We start from the raw sequence: 18870 nt of genomic DNA, 5'->3' as shown, positions 1-18870 counted from the left end.
GGAAGCGAAAGACGCGTGCATGATTCAGCCGCCGTTTTGGCCGCTTTTTCTGCATTTGCAGGTAGCTACTGATTCCGGCGTTCGCAAAACAATTCTGGCGCGATCTAACGCGCGAGTGCTGCACAGCGCAACGCCATGCAGTTCAGGCCGGCATCACCTGCGCACGAGCCAACATGTCTTCCAAGCTATCGCCCTCTTGCCGCTCAGACATCCCCAGTTCCACTTTTAGCGGCACGCTCTCGCCGTCAATGTCGTAGTCCTTCGTCATCGCATTGCCGATTCGGCGCGCAATCTCTTCCACACCCACACCAAGTACAGCACGTTGCCCCAAGGCCACCACAAAATTGTCTTGTGCACGCCGACCCACCACATCGCTGCGTCGCACCAAGTGATGCAAGCTTTCGCCGATCAAGCGCAAGAGTTTGTTGGTTGCATCGACGCTTTGTGCATTTGCAAACGCCTCAAAGCCCTCAAACCGCAGGTCGATCACGGCATAGGGTTCGGCATCTTCACTGGCGAGTAGAAACGCGCGCGCCAACTCAATATCCAAACCCTGCTTGTTGAGCAATCCGGTGATGGGGTCCACCAAAGCCAAGCGATCCAAACGTGCGTGCAGCGCCGTCACTTCTTGTTGCCGCATCAACAGCTGATCTTGCAGCTTTGCAACTTCACCTTCGAATTTTTGCTCAAGGTGCTTGCGTGGGGTGACGTCTTCAATCAAGACGACGAAGTGCGTGACTTTGCCATGCTCATCCCGGTGCGCAGAGACATACAGATGCCCCCACATGATCTCGCCGTTCTTGCGGATGTAGCGCTTTTCAATATGGTACGAACGGATTCTGTTATCGAGCATGTCGGTGACCTTCATCAAGTCGCGCGACAAATCTTCCGGGTGCGTAATCTGTTGAAAGTCCAAGTTGCGCAGTTCGCCTTCGGTATACCCGAGCATGTTGCATAGCGACTGGTTGGATTTTAAGAACTCGCCTTCGATGCTGACGTACGCTTCGCCCAAAGGCGATTGTTCGAATAAGTCGCGCATCACTTCTTGCAGGCGGCGTTGCGCGCCGTCGCGATTGCCTGTGTAAGGCACTTGTCCAACGATGAGCAAGTACGCAGGCGTTTGATCGTCGGCCGGGTTCGCCCCCTCGCAACGCACAACCGTCCAACGCAAGCAACGTTCAATCTCGGCGTCTTCCGTAAATACCGTCGACGTTTGATTGGCCTCACTCAAGCAGGTCAAGGCGTCCATCAACTTAACGGCAAATTCGAGGCGCAAGTAGCGCCATTGTTTGAGCGCGTGGCCTAAGGCGTCTTCTGTAGTGCCGCCGATGTCACGCAACGCTGCGGCAGTGACCGACACGATATGGAACTGGCGATCGAGCTGTACGCAGCCGAGCGGAAAATCGGGCGCATCAAACGCACACAGCAAGAGCGCCGTATCTATCGGTGCTTGTGCTGCCTTCGTTCTGACCTGGTCCCGCATCTGCAGCCCTCATGTTGCGGCTTGAGCGGGTGCCTGACTGATTCAGGCACCTTGGACCTATCTTATTCCACGTCGAGGAAGCTGCGCAGCGTTTCCGAACGGCTGGGGTGGCGCAGCTTGCGCAAGGCCTTGGCTTCGATCTGGCGGATACGCTCACGCGTGACATCGAATTGCTTGCCCACCTCTTCCAAGGTGTGATCGGTATTCATGTCGATGCCGAAGCGCATGCGCAGCACCTTGGCTTCACGCGGGGTGAGGCCTGCCAACACATCACGCACGGTTTCGACCAAGCTGATATTGGTTGTGGCTTCGATCGGCGATTCGGCATTCGAATCTTCGATGAAGTCGCCCAAATGCGAATCTTCGTCGTCACCGATCGGCGTTTCCATGGAGATCGGCTCTTTCGCGATCTTCATCACCTTACGGATCTTGTCTTCCGGCATTTCCATTTCTTTGGCCAATTCTTCCGGCGTCGGCTCACGACCGAACTGCTGCAGCATTTGGCGGGAAATGCGGTTCAACTTGTTGATCGTTTCGATCATGTGCACCGGGATACGAATGGTGCGCGCTTGGTCGGCGATCGAACGGGTGATGGCCTGACGAATCCACCAGGTGGCATAGGTCGAGAACTTGAAGCCGCGACGGTGTTCGAACTTATCGACGGCTTTCATCAAACCGATGTTGCCTTCCTGGATCAAGTCGAGGAATTGCAAACCACGGTTGGTGTACTTCTTCGCAATCGAGATCACCAAACGCAAGTTGGCTTCAACCATTTCGCGCTTGGCTTCGCGCGCAGTGCGCTCACCTTCGTCCAGCATGCGCTCAATCTTGCGCATATCCGGCACGGTGACCATGACGGCTTTTTCAAGCTCAATCGCGGAGTCTTGCTGGGCGAGAATTTGATCGCGCACTTCGCGGAGTTCAGAACCCCACTTCTGCTTGCGCTTCAGCATTTCATCTACCCAATCGAGATTGGTGATGTTGCCTTCAAAGCTGCGGATGAAATCTTTACGCGGCATTTTTGCGCGCACGATCGAGAAATGCGCAATGCGACGTTCGCGCTCACGGATGGTGTCCATCGAGTCACGCAACAAGGTGACCAGCGATTCCAGCATCGGCAGCGGCAAACGGAAAGCAGAGAACACTTCGGCCATTTCTTCGCGCAGTTTCAGCACAGATTTGTGCGAGGGACCGTGCTTGGCATAAGCCTTTTCGAACTTGGCGTAGAGGTCGGCCAGGTTTTCCATGCGCGCGCGCACTTCTTCCGGATTCGGGCCGGTGGGTGCCGGATCGTCGTCGGTGGTGTCGGCATCGTCGGTGTCTTCTTCGTCGACGGCCACGTCCATGGCAGCAAGCGCGTCTTCGTTTTCGATTTCTTCTTCGGGCTCGACGTTTTCTTCGTGGAAGCCGAGCACCATTTCAGCGAGGCGCTTTTTGCCGGCAGTCACCAGTGCATAGTCTTCAAGCACTTGCTTGTTGACCAGCGGGAAGCTGGCGAGCGCCAACAGCATTTGATACAGGCCATGTTCGATGCGCTTGGCGATGGCGATTTCGCCTTCGCGGGTCAGCAACTCGACCGTACCCATTTCGCGCATGTACATGCGGACGGGGTCGGTGGTGCGACCGGTTTCGGTATCGAGCGATGACAATGCAGCCGCAGCTTCTTCTGCAGCGGTGTCGTCAACATCACGACCGCCCGAAGTTTGACCGGCGAGCAAAAGGGTTTCGGCATCCGGTGCGCTTTCGAGCACGTCGATACCCATACCGGTCATCAAACCGATAATGTCTTCGAGCTGTTCCGGATCGACGACATCGTCGGGAAGATGGTCGTTAACTTCGGCGTAGGTCAGATAGCCCTGTTCTAGGCCTTTGCTGATCAGTTGCTTGATTTCGGACTGCTGAACTTGACGCTCGTTGGCCATGTGTGGCACACACCAGATACAGAGAGTGAACCCCTAATTTTAACACGCTGAAGACGTTTTTTCTTAGGTCTGCAGCAGGAAAGTGACGGGGCCGTCATTCACTAGCCTGACTTCCATATGGGCACGGAAGCGACCGGTTTCCACCCCTGCGTGGCGTTTTCTACACATTTCTACGAAAGTTTCGAATAACGGTTCAGCCAGCTCGGGGCGCGCGGCGGTCGAGAAGCTGGGGCGCAAGCCGCTGCGGGTGTCGGCGGCGAGCGTGAACTGACTCACCAACAGCAGTCCGCCACCGGTATCGCGCAAAGATCGGTTCATTTTGCCGTCATCGTCGGCGAAAACGCGGTAATTGAGCAGCTTTTCGGCCATCTTCTCCAATTGCGCGTCGGTATCGTCGGGCTGTGCCGCAACGAGGGCCAAGAGGCCCGCGCCGATTTTGCCCGTACTTTCGCCGGCTACGGTGACTTCAGCCTCAGTGACACGTTGAATGAGCGCGATCATGGCGAAATCATAAAGCAGGTGCTGGGCACGCCCTTTAGACTTTGGGGTGTGAATACGCCTTTTGCTGCCCGCGCTCTGTATGCCCTTGCTTGGATGTTCGGGCGATTGCCCGTCTCGATGGCAAATGCCCTGGGACGGTTTGTGGGCTGGCTGTGGCGGCAGACGGACGCGCGTGAAGCGCGGATTGCGCGTCGGAACATGGCCTTGATCGCCCCCGCTGCTTCGGACGCCACGCACGAAATCCTGACCCGCGATATCTTGCGGACCACCGGTCAGCAGTTCTTAGAAACCCTGCGGTTCTGGACACATCCCCCTGAGCGCAATTTGCGCGCGCTGAAGGTCGATCCGGCGGACAAGCAGCGTTTTCTTGATGCGATTGCACGCGGACGCGGCGTGATTGTGTCGGCACCGCATTACGGCAATTGGGAGTTGTTAAACCAATGGCTGGCGGATACCACCGACTTGGCGATTTTGTATCGTCCGCCAGAGTCCGAAGTAGGCGAAGCGTTTTTGCGTTTGGTTCGCCACAGCACACGTCATGAAGTGCACCAAGTGCGTGCAGGTGGCGCCGGTCTGCGGACTTTGATTCGCACGCTGCAAAGCGGCGGCGTGGTCGGCATCTTGCCCGACCAACAACCGGGCGATTTGCGCGACGGCGTGTTTGCGCCCTTCTTCGGCCGCCCCGCCCTGACGATGACTTTGTTGAATCGCCTCGCACACAAGACGGGTGCCGAAGTGCTGCATGCGTGGTGCGAGCGTGCAGCCGATGGTCGACATTTCACCTTGCATGTCGAGGCCGCGGATCCTGCGGTGTCTGACGCAGACGACGCTGTTGCCGCAAGCGTGTTGAACGCCGATATCGAACGCATTGCGTCGCGTGACCCGAAGCAATATCAGTGGACGTACAAGCGCTTCACGATGACGCCGCCCGGCACTGTCCCGCCCAATCCGTATCGCGATCTGGAAACCCATTGATGTCGACCCTTCCCATCAGTGGTGTGGTGATTGCATTCAACGAGGCGGATCGAATTGCGCCCTGTGTTGAAAGCTTGATGCGCGTGTGCAGCGAAGTGGTGGTGATGGATTCTGGCAGCACGGACGACACGGCGAAGATTGCAACATCTCTTGGTGCGCGCGTGGTGCAGCAACCTTGGCTAGGGTTTTCTGCACAGAAGAATGCAGTCATCGCTGAAGCGAAACATGCATGGGTCTTGTTGTTGGACTCGGATGAATGGCTTGATGATTCCGCAGGCGCGGAGATCGCGGCACGCTTTCATTCAGGCGACATCGAATCCGCTGATGTGTGGCAGTTAGTGCGTCGCACGCATTATTTGGGCACCAAGTTAAATCATGGTGGCTGGGGCAAGGAAAAAGTTGCGCGCTTGTTTCGCAACGACCTGCGTTACAAACAGGCCGACGTGCACGAGGCGCTCGACCTGCGCGGCAAACGCGTCAGCTCTTTGAACGCACGCATCGAACATGACACCGCACGCAACGATGACGAATACGCGACCAAATTGGATCGCTACGCGGCGCTATGGGCAACACAAAAGAACGCCGCAGGGAAGCGCGCGAACGCCCTCTCACCTCTCTTACATGCGTTGGCTTATAACCTGAAAAATTACGTGCTGCGCGGTGGCTTCTTAGACGGTGGCCAAGCGCATCGCTACCACTTCTTGCATACGCGTTACGTGTATCGGAAGTACGCGCGATTGCGCGACTTAAAAGCCTGAGCGCATCGTGTTCGCAGGTTTCTGCAACTGCGAACACGCTGAGAGCGCGTCGCCTTTCACCAACCACCATCCGCGACGATTTGCGTTCTGCAAGGCCTCACGCTTTTCGACGGGAATGCAGTCGGGGGTAGAGATGTCTTGGATCAAGAGCCAACGATGCTCGGGATCTTGTATCGCCCAGGCAATGCCCTTGTCTGCTTGATCCAACGCTTTTTCAGCATCGGGTGTGAAACCGAAGGTCTCAGCGGGTCTTCCCGCCATCAAAAGATTTTGTTCTTTCCAACCCACCATACCCAAGGCGGCATCCGGCCCGATCTTCGCTGAGACTTCTTGCATCAATCCGCGCGAAGAAGACGAATCGTTGAGAATCGGATAGCCCAACACGCCGTAAAGCATCCACACACCGGCGAACACACCGAACACAGCGATCGCGGCATTGCGACGGATGAACAACGCGCAAGACAACACACCTGCGGCACCCATCGCGAGCAACATCCAACCCAAGGCGTCGCCCGAAGCCAGACCGCGATCGGCCACGAGCTTGAGTTCAAACTTCGGTGTGCCGAACGCCAGCATGCCACCGGCAACCAGCAGGACCGCAGTAACGATGAGCGCAAATGCAGCGAGCAACCGACGCAATCCGGCGCGTTGCATCAACGCATCGGCGAACGGCGCCAACACCAATGCAAACATCGGCAAGGCCGGCAGGATGTACACATCACGCTTGCCCGCAGGAATGCTGAAGAACAGCAGCATCAACACAATCCACGCCAGTGGCAGAATGAATCGTGCATCGCGTGCTTTGAAACGTTCAACCCAACGCGGCAGCACCCAGGGCAAGGCTAGCGAGAGCGGCAACCACTGCGTGATCACCACTTCAATGAAATACCACCACGGCTGCACGTGATGCCAAGACGCGGCATAACGCTTTGCCGTTTGTTTGAACAAAATATTGTTCATATACGCGGTGTATTCCGGCGCGTTGCGTGCGTGCACGGCCAATACCATCGGCACCAGCCACACTGCAATCGCCGCAAAAAACATCACAGGCCCGAACCAAAACTGCCAACGACGCGCATGCAACTGCACATGCTTGCCGCGCAGTGACAGCACGATGGCCGGCACCAACATCAACAAGGCAAGCGCACCGACGCCCTTGGTGATCGTGCCGAGCCCGGCTGCCGCCCAGCCAATCCACCACCAACGCCAACTCGGACCGGTCAGCAGATGTCGCAACAGACCGTAGTTCGCCAAAGTGATGAAGAACGTCACCAGCGGATCGATCTGCGCCTTCTTGGCCTGATAGGTAAATTGCAACGCAACCAGCAACATCCAACCGGCCCAGATACCGGTCTGACGATTCCACAAACGCGTGCCGAGATCGCGCACCAAGGCCAAGGTGCCGAGTGCCGCGATGAGCGAGGGCAACAAGAACGCAATGCGCATTTCATCTGTCGCCTTAAGCAACACCGCTTGCAACCACATCAACATCGGCGGCTTGTCGGCATAGAGTTCGTGCCCGCGATGCGGGAACAACCAATCGCCGCTTTCGACCATCTGCTTCGCGACTAAAGCAAAGCGAGGCTCATCTGCAGGCCAAGGATCACGCAGACCCAAGCCGACGCCGATCATCAACAGCGCCATGCCCCAGAAGATCCAGGTGTCGCGCGTACGCGCAGTGGCGTCTTTGACGTCGGCCAAGGTGCTCATTAATCGGATTTTTCTATACGCGCGATGAAAAAGCCATCCATCCCACGCTCGCCGGTCAATCGTTGTGATCCGCTGCCGGTGTCGTGTCCGAAGCGCGCGTCCAATGGATTCAGTCGTGCGTCTGCGTGCCTCGCCAAGAACGCGCTGACTTGATCGGCATTTTCTTCCGGCAATATCGAGCACGTCGCGTAGAGCAGTGTCCCGCCCGGCTTCAGCAAGGGCCAGAGTGCTTTCAGCAATTCGGATTGGGTGACGGCGAGTTCGGCCAAATCGGTTTCGCGACGGTGCAACAAGACGTCAGGCTGGCGACGCACGATACCCGTGGCGGAGCATGGCGCATCAATCACGACCACATCAAACGGCACGCCATCCCACCACTGCGCTGTGGCAACCGCATCTGCAGTGCGTGTCTCGATGGGCAGCTTCAAACGCGAAAACGCATCTTGCATCCGACGCGTTCTTCGCGGGTCAATTTCCAAGGCGAGAATGTCGGCCTTCGGCATATGTTCAGACAGATGGATCGTCTTGCCGCCCGGTGCTGCACAGGCATCCAAGATGCGTGCGCCGGTTGCCGGCGCCAATGCAAGCGCCACATGTTGCGCACTGCCATCTTGCACAGCGACTGCGCCGATATCAAAGCCCGGCAACCGCGTCACCGGCACGCTTTCAGTCAAGCACAGTGCGTTTGGCAGATCTGCATCCAATTGCACGTCGATGTCAGATGCTTGCAGCGCTTCTCGCACCGCATCGACCGGCATTTTTTCGGGATTTACGCGAAGCCACAACGGCGCCGGCAACGCGCTGTGCTCGAAAATGGCGTCCGCCTGCGCGGGCCATGCGTGCTCGACGCGCGTTCGTAACCACTCGGGCCATGCCAATGCCGGCGAGCCCGGAATGCCTTCGCGTTGCGCACGGCGAAGCAAGGCGTTCACCATGCCGGCCTGCTTCGGGCGATGCATATGTCGCACCGCTTCAACGGTTGAATCGAGTGCAGCATGCGCGGGAAGTTTCATCGTATCCAATTGCGCAAAACCCACATACAACAGCGAACGCAATACGTCATCACGCGCGGTGAGGGGTCTGTCCATCCAGGTGTTCAAGGCATGCGCATATCGGGCGTGTTGTCGCACCACCGCAAACACCATCGCCTCAACCAAAGCGCGATCACGCACATCATCGAACTTCGGCAGCACGTTATTGATCGCCGCCTTCAATGACACGCCTTTGTGCAGAATCTGATCGACGACTTGTGCTGCTGCCAAGCGACTCGCTACGCCCGGGTGGCGATCGCCTTTCATGCAGACAACTGCTGCAAGTCTTTACGCGCGTTGATGAAGTCCGCCGCAGTAATCATGCGGCCGCCTTCACGTTGCAAAGTGCGAATGCGCAATGCGCCATCTGCACACGCGATGTCGATGCCATTTCGATCGGCCTGCACGATTTGACCCGGCGCCATCGCGCGCGTCAGCGGCACAGCAATCGCCGAATGAATTCGCACACGCTCACCTGCCAACACGCCTTCAGCCATCGGCCAAGGATTGAACGCGCGCACTTTGTTTGCCAGCGTTTGCGCAGAAACGTGCCAATCCAATCGGGCTTCTGCTTTGTCCAACTTGTGTGCGTAAGTCACGCCTTCGTCCGGTTGCGGCACGGGCTGCAAACGCATGGTCATCGATGTGAGCGCAAGCGCATCCGACAAAGTGCGCGCACCGAGTTCGGCTAGTCGATCATGCAGTTCGCCACCTGTTTCATTCGGACCAATCTCCGTGCTGTTCGACAGCAACACGGGGCCGGTATCCAAACCCGCTTCCATTTGCATCAAACACACACCTGTCTGCGTATCACCCGCTTCAATGGCACGTTGAATCGGCGCAGCACCGCGCCAACGCGGCAACATCGATGCGTGCACATTCCAGCATCCACCGCCGGGAATGGCCAAGACGCGTTTGGGCAAAATCAAACCGTAGGCCACCACGATCATCAGATCCGGCTTCAATGCCGTGAGCGCATCAACGGTTGTTTGTGATTTCAGATTTTCCGGTTGAAACACCGGGATACCGCGCAAGAGCGCTTCCTTTTTCACAGGAGACGGCATCAACGCACGTCCGCGACCTGCGGGTCGATCCGGTTGTGTGTAGACGGCGACGACTTCTGCGCGTTGCGCTGCTGCGCGCAAGCTGGGCACCGCGAATTCCGGGGTGCCGGCGAAAACAACGCGAAGGGCCATGTTTAAGCCGCGTCTTTAGCGCGCTTGGCGAGTTTGCGTTTCACCATTTCGCGCTTCAGCGGCGAGAGGTAGTCGACAAACAACTTGCCTTCCAAGTGATCCATTTCGTGTTGAATGCACACCGCCAGCAAACCGTCGGCGTTCATTTCAAACGCTTGACCGTCGCGGCCATAGGCACGCACCACAATTTCATTCGCGCGGGTGACGTCGGCAAAAATGCCCGGCACCGACAAACAGCCTTCTTGATAGACCTGCTCGCCGTCCTTGCTCAGGATTTCCGGGTTGATGAAGACCAGCGGTGCATCGTTCTCTTCGGACACGTCGATCACCATGAAACGCTCGTGCACGTCGACCTGACTTGCCGCAAGTCCGATGCCCGGCGCGTCGTACATGGTTTCGAACATGTCATCGAGGCGGGTCTGGAATTCGGGGGTCGTGATGGCTTCAACGGCGACCGTGACGGCCTTGGTACGGAGCCGCGGGTCTGGGAATTCAAGGATTGGCAACAATGCCATGGGTGTCTCCGGAGGTGCTCAGTACGCGACCGTGCGTCGCTGAATTGTTCCAAGTGTATCGAAATTGTCGTCAGACGCTTGTCTAAACGTGAAGAATGTGGTGTAAATATAAGTCCTGATTGGGGAAATTAGATAAAGGGGAGTGTGCCCATGCACGGCATTCTCACGCATTTGAAAGCACCGATGCGCGTGTGCGCGGCGGTTTTGGCTGTATCGCTCGCTACCGCGGGGGTCGCCGCAGTGGACCTGCGCGCAGACCACCCGGACACCTATGTGGTGAAAAAGGGCGATACCTTGTGGGATATTGCGGGACGCTTCCTGAAGCGCCCGTGGCTATGGCCGGAAATTTGGCAGGCCAACCCGCAGGTGAAGAATCCACACCTGATTTATCCGGGCGATGTCTTGAGCCTGGCATATCTCAATCGCGTGGCCGTTCAACCCGGCCCGCGCAGCGGTAACGCCATCGGCGCGATTCCCTTGTCGGAAATCGAACCGTTCCTGAAAGACATGCGCGTGATGGACGACAGCTTCAAGGACCTGCCCTATGTGGTTGGCATTGAAGAGGATCACACCCGCGGCACTTCGGGCCAAGTGGTGTACGCACGCGGCTTGACCGGTGCCGACGTCGGTCGTCGCTTCCAAATCTTGCGTCCGACCTACAAGTTCTCGCGCTTGGATCGCACCGTGTGCTGCGATATCCACTGGCGTAAAGACTTGGATTACAAGGGCGACGTCATTCGTGATGGTCAAACGTTCTGGACCAATGCAGTGACGCCGGATAACGGTCATGAGCTACTCGGTTATGAACTGCAGAAGGTCGGCATTGCCACGCTCACGCGCGGTGAAGTCGGCGGTATCGAAGCGTCGACCTTGCGTGTGGACGATCCGATCAAGGAAATCCGTGAAGGCGATCGCATTGTTCCTGTCGACGCCCAACCGTATGACCTCTACTTCATGCCGCATGCACCGAAGCAAACGACCGAATACGGCCGTGGTCGCATCGTCGCTGTGGCGGACATGTTCACCACCGGCGGACCGCGCGACGTGATTGCGATTTCGCTCGGTTCACAAGACGGCATCGACAACGGCACGGTGTTCTCGCTGTGGCGCGTCGGTGCAAACAAAGTGGATCGCGTCGAATACGGTAAGTTCCGCACGGAAGAATCTGTGTCGGACGGCGCCAAGGTGCGTTTGCCGGATGAGTTTGCAGGTCACGCGATGGTGTTCCGCACCTTCGACAAAATGGCCTATGCCTTGATCATGGACAGCATCAAGCCTGCACGCGTGGGCTATGAAGTGAAGCATCCGGACGCGACTTACTAAATTCGGATTCCACTGATAATTGTTTCAGACGGCGCCTTACGGCGCCGTTTGTTTTTGCGCTCGATGATGTGTGGATGTTGGAAGCACATCATTCTTTGGACGACATTGCGTTCGCACTACGGCTGTTGCATTTGCGCGGGCGGCGCGCGCCATTACGCGAGGCGATATTGGCTGCGGGCGGTTGGACGCAGTGGCTCGACGCGCGTGGGCAACTTTTGGGGGCGTCGACGCTGACGCGTGAGTTGGAAACCGCATTGGCAACGCCTGCGCCGCCTGCACTCGTTGATGCGGTGATGGCGTGGTTGACGCGTGGCCCGCACCGATGTGTTTTGCCCTTCGCGGCTGCGCACTACCCTGCTGCATTACGCGATGCACCTTCGCCACCGATGTTGCTGTTTGCGGAAGGTGACGCCGCGCTCCTGCAATCACCGAGCATTGCCGTTGTGGGAAGTCGTACACCATCGCCGATGGGCATTGATGTGGCCTCTGAGTACGCGCGTGGGTTTTCAGCGGCCGGTATTTGCGTGATCAGTGGGCTTGCCGCTGGCATTGATGCAGCGGCGCACACGGCTGCACTTGTGCTGCCTGGCAAAACGATCGCGGTGTTGGGGTGCGGGCCGGACATTGTCTTTCCAACGGGCAATGCGCGGCTGATGCGCGAGATTGCGGAAACGGGCTTGCTACTCACGGAATACCCGCCCGGTGTGCATCCGCAGCGCACACATTTTCCGGAGCGCAATCGAATTGTCGCGGGCTTGTCATTGGCGACCGTGGTGATCGAAGCGCGCCTGCGTTCTGGCGCCCTCATCAGCGCGCGCTTGGCGGCAGAAGCCGGCCGGGATGTCTTCGCGGTTCCTGGCTCACTCCGCAACCTCGCTGCGGAAGGCTGCCATCGATTGATCCGCGAAGGCGCAGGCCTGACCACTTCGCCCATGGATGTCATTGAGAGCCTCGCCCCGCAGCTGCGTGATCGAATTTCAGGCGATGTGTCGGGTGCGCCGATCGCGTCTACCGCGGCCCAAGCGGCCGCGGCCGCCCCGGACGATTGGCCGGCCGACCACAAGCGGCTGTGGTCGGCGCTGGGGGATGACCCAACCCCTATGGACGAGCTGATTGAGCGCAGTGGATTGACGTATCCGAATATTGGCCCCATTCTGCTTGGAATGGAATTGGATGGTCGGGTCGAGCAGCACTTTGGTCGCTACCGCCGGAAGCTTCCAGCACGGGTGTAAAACGCCGAATCATTTCGCCGGTACGGCAACAGGAGGGGTCATGAAGGAAAGTATTCTGGACGTGCTGTTGTACCTCTTTGAACACTACTTCACCGCTGATACCGACATTGGCCGTGATCGCGACTCGCTGCAAAGCACCTTGATTGGCGCCGGTTTCAGCCCCGCTGAGATCAACCGTGCCTTCGAATGGCTGGAAGGCTTGGCGGACGAGCGTCCAATGACGGCCTCGAACACGGGCAACGCCGGACCGACGCGCGTGTTTTTCGGGCCCGAATTGACGAAGTTCGACGTAGAAAGCCGTGGTTTCCTGACATATCTCGAACAGCAGGGCGTTCTTTCGCCGGCCCAGCGTGAGCGCGTGGTCGACCGTGCCATGGCACTCGACCAGGACGAAATCGACCTGGACGACATGAAATGGGTCGTTTTGATGGTGCTTTTCAACCAGCCGGGCTCAGAAGCAGCCTATGCTTGGATGGAAACGCAGATGTGCGAGGAAGAGCCCGAATCGGTGCATTGACCGCGACTTGCAGGTTTTCCTGCTTGACAGACCGCCCATCAACGTGATTCCACTATAAATAGGAAGTCGAGAGCGCCCGGAATATCTCCGGGCGTTCACGCATCATTGTCTGCCTGCGCCAAAAGGGCGCGGCATTGGAAGCGATCAAATGTCGAAACACCTGCTCATCGTCGAGTCTCCCGCGAAAGCGAAGACCATCAACAAGTACCTCGGGAAGGACTTCACCGTTCTTGCCAGCTACGGGCATGTGCGCGACTTGGTCCCCAAAGAAGGTGCCGTCGATCCCGCGAATGGCTTCAAGATGCGCTACGACCTCATTGAAAAGAATGAGAAGCACGTCGATGCAATCGCGCGCGCAGCGAAAGTCGCCGAAGACATCTATCTCGCCACTGACCCGGATCGCGAAGGTGAGGCGATCAGTTGGCATATCGCCGAGATCTTGGCAGAGCGCAATTTGCTGAAGGGCAAACCTTTGCATCGCGTGGTGTTCACTGAAATCACCCCGCGCGCCATCAAAGAAGCCATTGCACAACCGAGAGAGATCGCCGCACCGTTGGTCGATGCACAACAAGCACGTCGCGCGCTCGACTACTTGGTGGGTTTCAATTTGTCACCGGTGTTGTGGCGCAAGGTGCAACGTGGATTGTCCGCAGGCCGCGTGCAGTCCCCTGCGCTGCGCATGATTGTTGAACGCGAAGAAGAAATCGAAGCGTTCATCGCACGGGAATACTGGTCGATCGAAGCCGAGTGCGCGCATACCTCGCAGAACTTCACCGCGAAGTTGGTGAAACTCGATGGCGCGAAGTTCGAGCAGTTCACCATCACCGATGGCGACACCGCAGAAGCTGCGCGCGAACGCATCGTTAAAGCTGCAGGTGGTCGACTGCATGTGACAGATGTGGCGAGCAAAGAACGTAAGCGTCGTCCGTCGCCGCCGTTCACCACCTCAACCTTGCAACAAGAAGCCTCACGCAAACTTGGCTTCACCACGCGTCGCACCATGCAAGTGGCGCAAAAGTTGTATGAAGGTGTGGCCATCGGTGAAGAAGGCACCGTGGGTTTGATCTCTTATATGCGTACCGACTCGGTGAGTCTGTCGCAAGATGCACTGGCGGATATTCGTGATGTCATCGCGCGCGACTACGGCACGCAATCGCTGCCTGACAAACCGAATTTCTACCAAACGAAATCGAAGAACGCACAAGAGGCCCACGAAGCGGTACGCCCGACGTCTGCATTGCGCACCCCTGCGCAAATTGCACGTTTCTTGACCGACGACGAACGCAAACTGTACGAGCTGATTTGGAAGCGCGCAGTCGCGTCGCAAATGATTCCGGCGACCTTGAATACGGTCTCGGTTGAATTGTCTGCGGGCTCTGAGCATGTCTTCCGCGCCTCTGGCACCACCGTCGTCGTGTCCGGCTTCTTGTCTGTGTACGAAGAAGGCAAAGACACCAAAGCCGCCGATGACGATGATGAAGGTCGCAAGTTGCCGGCCATGAAACCGGGCGACAACGTGCCGCTGGGCAGCATCCATACCGATCAACATTTCACGCAGCCGCCGCCGAGATATACCGAAGCGTCGTTGGTGAAGGCGCTTGAAGAGTTCGGCATTGGCCGTCCTTCCACCTACGCGTCGATCATTCAAACCTTGTTGTTCCGCAAATACACAGAAATGGAAGGTCGCGCGTTCCGTCCGACGGACGTGGGTCGCGCCGTATCGAATTTCTTGGGCGCGCATTTCACGCGTTATGTGGATTACGACTTCACCGCGAAAATGGAAGACGAGCTGGATGCTGTCAGCCGTGGCGAAGAGCAATGGGTGCCCTTGATGGAACGCTTCTGGGGCCCGTTCAAAGAACTCGTCGACGTCAAGACCGAAAGCGTGGACCGCACCGACGCCGGCAGCGCGGTGGTGCTAGGTGCCGACCCGGTCAGTGGCAAACCTGTCAGCGCGCGCATTGGTCGCTTTGGTCCGATGGTGCAAATCGGCACGGTCGAAGACGAAGAGAAGCCGAAGTTCGCGTCGCTGCAACCGGGTCAAAGCATTTACTCGATCACGCTTGAAGCGGCTTTGAAATTGTTCGACATGCCGCGCACCTTGGGTGAGTCCAACGGCGAAGTGGTGACTGTGGGTGTGGGTCGTTTCGGTCCGTTCGCCAAACGCGGCAGCACCTACGCATCTTTGAAGAAAGAAGATGACCCCTACAAGATCGATTTGGAACGCGCCGTTTTCTTGATCGAAGAAAAGGAAGAGATCGCGCGCAATCGCATCATCAAGTCATTCGAGGGCAGTGACATTCAAGTTTTGAATGGCCGCTTTGGTCCGTACATCAGTGACGGCGCAATGAATGGCAAGATTCCGAAGGATCGCGAACCTGCTTCGCTGACTTTGGAAGAAGTGACGCAATTCCTGGCTGACACCGGCAAGCCGGTGCGCAAGGGATGGGGCAAGAAGGCAACGAAGAAAGTGGCGGCGAAGAAAGCACCCGCCAAGAAAGCGGCTACGAAGAAAGCCACTAAGAAAGTCGCAAAGAAGGCGACGAAGAAAGCAACCAAGAAGACCGCTTCAAAAACGGCCACGAAGAAAACCGCAACCAAGAAAGTGACCAAGCGCGCGGCGACTAAGACGGGCGCAGACGACGCACCCCCCTTCTAATTGTTCATGGATAGACTCGACCACCCAAATGCTGCGCGTTGCATCAAGTCTGGGGGCGTCGTTGCCTATCCGACGGAAGGCGTATGGGGCTTGGGGTGCGATCCGCGCAATGAAGCAGCGGTGATGCATGTCTTGTCGATCAAGCAACGTGAAGTGTCGCGCGGGATGATCTTGATCGCCGCCGATGAAACGCAACTCGCGCCGTTTGTGGATATGTCTGCACTCTCTGAGGTGGCGCGTGCGCGCGTGCGCGAATCCTGGCCAGGTCCAAACACTTGGATCGTGCCGGCGTCGCTCTGGGCGCCGAAGTGGATTACCGGCAAACACACGGGCATTGCTGTTCGCGTGACTGCGCATCCTGCGGTCATCGCCCTGTGCAATGCCTTCGGCGGCGCGCTCGTGTCGACCAGTGCCAACCTGAGCGGCCTGCCCGCGGTAACTTCTGCCGCTGACCTCGATCCACGGGTGCTGGCCCTGATCGAAGGCGTTGTCGAAGGGGAAACCGGCGGGCTGAGTGCCCCGACCCCGATTCGTGATGCGGCCACGGGCGACACGCTGCGCGCCTGAATCGCGGCACAGCCCGTTCGCAAACACGTGACGCTAGATCACCCCTAACGCACGTCGGCGTCGCACTATAGGCGTATGACGATCACTATACGCGCGATTTGGCTGTGTACGGCGCTTGGGGCTTGCCTGCCTTCGGCCATCGCCCACGCCGCCGATCAGGTAGAAATTTTTCGCTGCAAAGTCGATGGGCGCACGGTCACACAAGACAAACCCTGCAAGCCGGGCCAAGAAGTCTCGCGGCAAAACATGACGCGACCGCGTGATCCCGCGAAGCCTGCTGTCCTTCCCACCACGCGAGTGCCCGCGCAGCCACCGCAACAGATCACCTATGTCATTCAAAACGGCACGAGTGCATCGCGACCGATCTATCAATGCACCTCGCCCGACGGCGAACGCTATACCAGCGAAAGTGCCGATGGCATTGCGCGTTGGGTGCCCGCCTATGGCACCACCTACAGCGTGCTCGGCACACCACGACCACCTACCTATTCCGGTGGTGGCGCATGGGTCAACTACGCCGATCGCCACACGAGCGTACAAATCGGCGGCGGCTACGCGCGCCCGCCGGTGATGTATCCACCCGTGTATATCGGTGGCGGTCTCTGGGTGCGTGACACCTGTGTTGCAATGCCACGTGCGCAATCCTGCGCACTGTTGGATGCCCGTCGCGCAGAAATCCGTCGTAAGAATGTTGCCTTGCAAGCCAGCGACCGCAATGCCTTGGACGCGGAAGCCGCTAGCATTGATGCCCGCTTGCGTGCAGACTGCAATCGATGACTGTTTTCAGAATGCTGTGCGTGACGCTGGGTGCGGGCCTCTTGATGATGCTGGCGCAGTCGGGCCATGCGCAGAAGAAGGGCACGCGCGCGAAGGCAGATCCCAATAGCGTTGTGTTCTATCGCTGTGTCGATCGCCAAGGCATGGTCAGTTTGCAAAACGATGTGCCTTGCGCCAAGGGTCAGAAGCAAACCAAGCAGGTGATGCAAAAGCCCGCAGCACCCACCTACACCGTTGCACCTGAGACCTACCCGCCTGCACCTGTCGTCGCGCCTCCCGTCGCGCCCGTGACGCAACCCGCGCCCATCGCACGCACGACCTTGCCGCCACCGCCGATCTATCGCTGCTATACGCCGCAGCAAAAAAGTTATTTAAGCGATAACGGTGCACCGAAGGCGCGGTGTATTCCGCTGATGCCGAGCAATGCAGATCCGAACGACCCCAACACGCCGAAGATGTGTGACATGCAACAAGACACCTGCGAGCGTATTCCGGATCAAGACGCCTGCGCGTCATGGCAGCAATATGATTTGGAAGCCAAGGCTTTGGTCGAAATGGGCAATCCGGAATTCATCAACGATGCGATTGCACTTTCGACACGCACCGGAAAAGTAATGGCGCAAAGTACCTGCGCAAGCCCTGCTCAGAATCCGTAACGGCTAAATCCGCCGTCGACGGCAAGGCACTGTCCGGTGATGTAACTTGCAGCCGGCATGCACAACCAACAAATCGCCGAGGCAACTTCATCGGGCTCACCGATACGACCCATCGGCGTGCGTAGCAAGACATCATCGAGATAATCAGGATTCGACAACTTGGGCGACGTGCGACGCGTGCGGATATACCAAGGCGCCACGCAATTCACACGCACACCGTCTTCCGCCCATTCGACCGCAAGATTCTGCGTCATCTGATGCATCGCGGCTTTGCTCATGCCGTAGGGTGAGCCTGTACGCACATGCATGAGGCCAGATACGCTGCCCACGTTGACGATGCTTGAGGCGGCGTGTTGCGACAACATGGGGTGCAAATAGCGCGAGAGTTCAAATGCGCTAAACAGGTTCACTTCAAAAATAGTGCGCCATTCTTCTTCGCTGTACTCGACGGTCGGCTTACTGATATTGGTGCCTGCGTTGTTCACCAAGATGTGCAAGTCGCCTTGGTCTTCCACCCAATCAAGTAAATCGCGTCTTGACACTTCGTCCGCCACGTCGGATGCAAAGACAGCGATGTCACGCCCGGGGAATTCGTCGGCCAGTTCGTCTTGCAGCGCCGTCAGCGCAGCCTCGTCGCGCGCAACGACGCGCACATCGGCGCCCAATGACAGCAGCATGCGCACGGTGGCCAAGCCAATGCCCGCGCTGCCGCCTGTGACCAAGGCGACACTGCCATCCAATCGCCAACGTGCGTTACCCATGCGCTTTCCGGATTCGTGGTTTTCACAAGACTATCGCGATAGAGTGCCTGAAGCATCCCCGCATTGGAGTGGCCCGTGATCTATCGACTTGCCTTGCTGTTGTGTGTTTTCAGTTTGGCTGCGTGTACCGAGCGACAAACGCCTGCCCAGAAGGAAGACCAGAAAGCCTTGCGCCGTGAGATCGAAAAGCCACTGAACCGCGCCCATGAAGCCGAGGCGACCGCCAAGGCGCAGGCCGAAGAAAACGAAAAGGCGTTGAAAGAAGCGGCCGGAGAATAAACGCCGGC

Annotated in this window: 18 protein-coding genes; 10 read left to right on the top strand and 8 right to left on the bottom strand. The window is 57.8% G+C overall.

The window, feature by feature from the left end; all coding sequences use genetic code 11:
* Positions 1-142: 142 nt before the first annotated feature.
* The 3 genes from G7069_RS04950 to dtd all read right to left on the bottom strand — a co-directional run bounded on the left by G7069_RS04950 (position 143) and on the right by dtd (position 3906).
* On the bottom strand, positions 143-1483 hold the full coding sequence (locus G7069_RS04950; RefSeq protein WP_166294915.1) for a GGDEF domain-containing protein: 1341 nt from the start codon (positions 1481-1483) through the stop codon (positions 143-145).
* Between the two features lie 62 nt (positions 1484-1545).
* A complete protein-coding gene (gene rpoD / locus G7069_RS04945) occupies positions 1546-3405 on the bottom strand; it encodes an RNA polymerase sigma factor RpoD (protein WP_166294913.1) in 1860 nt (619 codons plus the stop codon).
* A gap of 63 nt (positions 3406-3468) precedes the next feature.
* Positions 3469-3906 carry a D-aminoacyl-tRNA deacylase gene (gene dtd, locus G7069_RS04940; protein ID WP_166294911.1) on the bottom strand — a complete coding sequence of 146 codons (438 nt, stop codon included), beginning with the start codon at positions 3904-3906 and terminating at the stop codon, positions 3469-3471.
* A gap of 48 nt (positions 3907-3954) precedes the next feature.
* On the opposite strand from dtd, the gene G7069_RS04935 reads away from it, so the two are divergent.
* Entirely contained in the window at positions 3955-4881 is a 927-nt protein-coding gene (locus G7069_RS04935) for a lauroyl acyltransferase (RefSeq protein WP_240912639.1), read from the top strand.
* On the top strand, positions 4881-5639 hold the full coding sequence (locus tag G7069_RS04930; RefSeq protein ID WP_166294909.1) for a glycosyltransferase family 2 protein: 759 nt from the start codon (positions 4881-4883) through the stop codon (positions 5637-5639). The genes G7069_RS04935 and G7069_RS04930 overlap by 1 nt, the downstream gene beginning before the upstream one ends.
* Here the strand turns inward: G7069_RS04930 and G7069_RS04925 are convergent.
* Genes G7069_RS04925 through def form a run of 4 tightly spaced genes read right to left on the bottom strand, consistent with a single transcriptional unit; the run spans position 5628 to position 10091 of the window.
* Positions 5628-7349 (bottom strand): glycosyltransferase family 39 protein, encoded by a 1722-nt coding sequence (locus tag G7069_RS04925; protein WP_166294907.1) that lies wholly within the window; start codon positions 7347-7349, stop codon positions 5628-5630. The genes G7069_RS04930 and G7069_RS04925 overlap by 12 nt on opposite strands.
* Entirely contained in the window at positions 7349-8647 is a 1299-nt protein-coding gene (gene rsmB, locus G7069_RS04920; RefSeq protein ID WP_166294905.1) for a 16S rRNA (cytosine(967)-C(5))-methyltransferase RsmB, read from the bottom strand. Before rsmB ends, G7069_RS04925 begins: the two co-directional genes overlap by 1 nt.
* Positions 8644-9576: a methionyl-tRNA formyltransferase gene (gene fmt, locus G7069_RS04915; RefSeq protein WP_166294903.1), complete on the bottom strand. Its 933-nt coding sequence runs from the start codon at positions 9574-9576 to the stop codon at positions 8644-8646. The genes rsmB and fmt overlap by 4 nt, the downstream gene beginning before the upstream one ends.
* Before the next feature lie 2 nt (positions 9577-9578).
* Positions 9579-10091 (bottom strand): peptide deformylase, encoded by a 513-nt coding sequence (gene def / locus G7069_RS04910; RefSeq protein ID WP_166294901.1) that lies wholly within the window; start codon positions 10089-10091, stop codon positions 9579-9581.
* A gap of 150 nt (positions 10092-10241) precedes the next feature.
* On the opposite strand from def, the gene G7069_RS04905 reads away from it, so the two are divergent.
* The 7 genes from G7069_RS04905 (at position 10242) to G7069_RS04875 (ending at position 17822) form a co-directional block, all read left to right on the top strand.
* Complete coding sequence (locus G7069_RS04905; protein WP_240912638.1) at positions 10242-11414, top strand: LysM domain-containing protein; 1173 nt, start codon at positions 10242-10244, stop codon at positions 11412-11414.
* Positions 11415-11488: 74 nt separating this feature from the next.
* Complete coding sequence (dprA, locus tag G7069_RS04900; RefSeq protein ID WP_166294899.1) at positions 11489-12646, top strand: DNA-processing protein DprA; 1158 nt, start codon at positions 11489-11491, stop codon at positions 12644-12646.
* Between the two features lie 40 nt (positions 12647-12686).
* Positions 12687-13163, top strand: a complete 477-nt coding sequence (locus G7069_RS04895; protein ID WP_166294887.1) for a DUF494 family protein — start codon at positions 12687-12689, stop codon at positions 13161-13163.
* A gap of 148 nt (positions 13164-13311) precedes the next feature.
* The gene (locus tag G7069_RS04890; protein WP_166294885.1) at positions 13312-15822 is read left to right on the top strand and encodes a DNA topoisomerase I; all 2511 of its coding nucleotides are present in this window, start codon (positions 13312-13314) and stop codon (positions 15820-15822) included.
* Positions 15823-15828: 6 nt separating this feature from the next.
* A complete protein-coding gene (locus tag G7069_RS04885; protein ID WP_166294883.1) occupies positions 15829-16389 on the top strand; it encodes a Sua5/YciO/YrdC/YwlC family protein in 561 nt (186 codons plus the stop codon).
* A 75-nt stretch (positions 16390-16464) separates the two neighbouring features.
* Positions 16465-17166, top strand: coding sequence for a hypothetical protein (locus tag G7069_RS04880; RefSeq protein ID WP_166294881.1), 702 nt, complete (start codon positions 16465-16467; stop codon positions 17164-17166).
* Positions 17163-17822, top strand: a complete 660-nt coding sequence (locus tag G7069_RS04875) for a hypothetical protein (RefSeq protein WP_166294879.1) — start codon at positions 17163-17165, stop codon at positions 17820-17822. Before G7069_RS04880 ends, G7069_RS04875 begins: the two co-directional genes overlap by 4 nt.
* Here G7069_RS04875 and G7069_RS04870 read toward each other — a convergent pair.
* Positions 17810-18583 carry an SDR family oxidoreductase gene (locus G7069_RS04870; protein ID WP_166294877.1) on the bottom strand — a complete coding sequence of 258 codons (774 nt, stop codon included), beginning with the start codon at positions 18581-18583 and terminating at the stop codon, positions 17810-17812. The genes G7069_RS04875 and G7069_RS04870 overlap by 13 nt on opposite strands.
* A gap of 75 nt (positions 18584-18658) precedes the next feature.
* Here G7069_RS04870 and G7069_RS04865 point away from each other — a divergent pair, with 75 nt between their 5' ends.
* Positions 18659-18862, top strand: coding sequence for a hypothetical protein (locus tag G7069_RS04865; RefSeq protein WP_166294874.1), 204 nt, complete (start codon positions 18659-18661; stop codon positions 18860-18862).
* The last annotated feature ends 8 nt before the right edge of the window (positions 18863-18870 follow it).

Source organism: Lysobacter sp. HDW10, assembly GCF_011300685.1.
Classification (GTDB): Bacteria; Pseudomonadota; Gammaproteobacteria; order Xanthomonadales; family Xanthomonadaceae; genus Solilutibacter.
The sequence above is the reverse complement of the archived record's forward strand: the minus strand, read 5'-3'. Positions and strand labels throughout refer to the sequence as shown.

Bases quoted from the DNA above. Each gene is read 5' to 3' on its own strand.
- G7069_RS04895 (WP_166294887.1), top strand. From the start codon at position 12,687: ATGAAGGAAAGTATTCTGGACGTGCTGTTGTACCTCTTTGAACACTAC.
- G7069_RS04875 (WP_166294879.1), top strand. From the start codon at position 17,163: ATGACTGTTTTCAGAATGCTGTGCGTGACGCTGGGTGCGGGCCTCTTG.
- G7069_RS04950 (WP_166294915.1), bottom strand. From the start codon at position 1,483: ATGCGGGACCAGGTCAGAACGAAGGCAGCACAAGCACCGATAGATACG.
- rsmB (WP_166294905.1), bottom strand. From the start codon at position 8,647: ATGAAAGGCGATCGCCACCCGGGCGTAGCGAGTCGCTTGGCAGCAGCA.
- def (WP_166294901.1), bottom strand. From the start codon at position 10,091: ATGGCATTGTTGCCAATCCTTGAATTCCCAGACCCGCGGCTCCGTACC.
- dprA (WP_166294899.1), top strand. From the start codon at position 11,489: ATGTTGGAAGCACATCATTCTTTGGACGACATTGCGTTCGCACTACGG.
- G7069_RS04880 (WP_166294881.1), top strand. From the start codon at position 16,465: ATGACGATCACTATACGCGCGATTTGGCTGTGTACGGCGCTTGGGGCT.
- G7069_RS04885 (WP_166294883.1), top strand. From the start codon at position 15,829: ATGGATAGACTCGACCACCCAAATGCTGCGCGTTGCATCAAGTCTGGG.
- dtd (WP_166294911.1), bottom strand. From the start codon at position 3,906: ATGATCGCGCTCATTCAACGTGTCACTGAGGCTGAAGTCACCGTAGCC.
- G7069_RS04905 (WP_240912638.1), top strand. From the start codon at position 10,242: ATGCACGGCATTCTCACGCATTTGAAAGCACCGATGCGCGTGTGCGCG.
- G7069_RS04870 (WP_166294877.1), bottom strand. From the start codon at position 18,583: ATGGGTAACGCACGTTGGCGATTGGATGGCAGTGTCGCCTTGGTCACA.
- rpoD (WP_166294913.1), bottom strand. From the start codon at position 3,405: ATGGCCAACGAGCGTCAAGTTCAGCAGTCCGAAATCAAGCAACTGATC.
- fmt (WP_166294903.1), bottom strand. From the start codon at position 9,576: ATGGCCCTTCGCGTTGTTTTCGCCGGCACCCCGGAATTCGCGGTGCCC.
- G7069_RS04925 (WP_166294907.1), bottom strand. From the start codon at position 7,349: ATGAGCACCTTGGCCGACGTCAAAGACGCCACTGCGCGTACGCGCGAC.
- G7069_RS04890 (WP_166294885.1), top strand. From the start codon at position 13,312: ATGTCGAAACACCTGCTCATCGTCGAGTCTCCCGCGAAAGCGAAGACC.
- G7069_RS04930 (WP_166294909.1), top strand. From the start codon at position 4,881: ATGTCGACCCTTCCCATCAGTGGTGTGGTGATTGCATTCAACGAGGCG.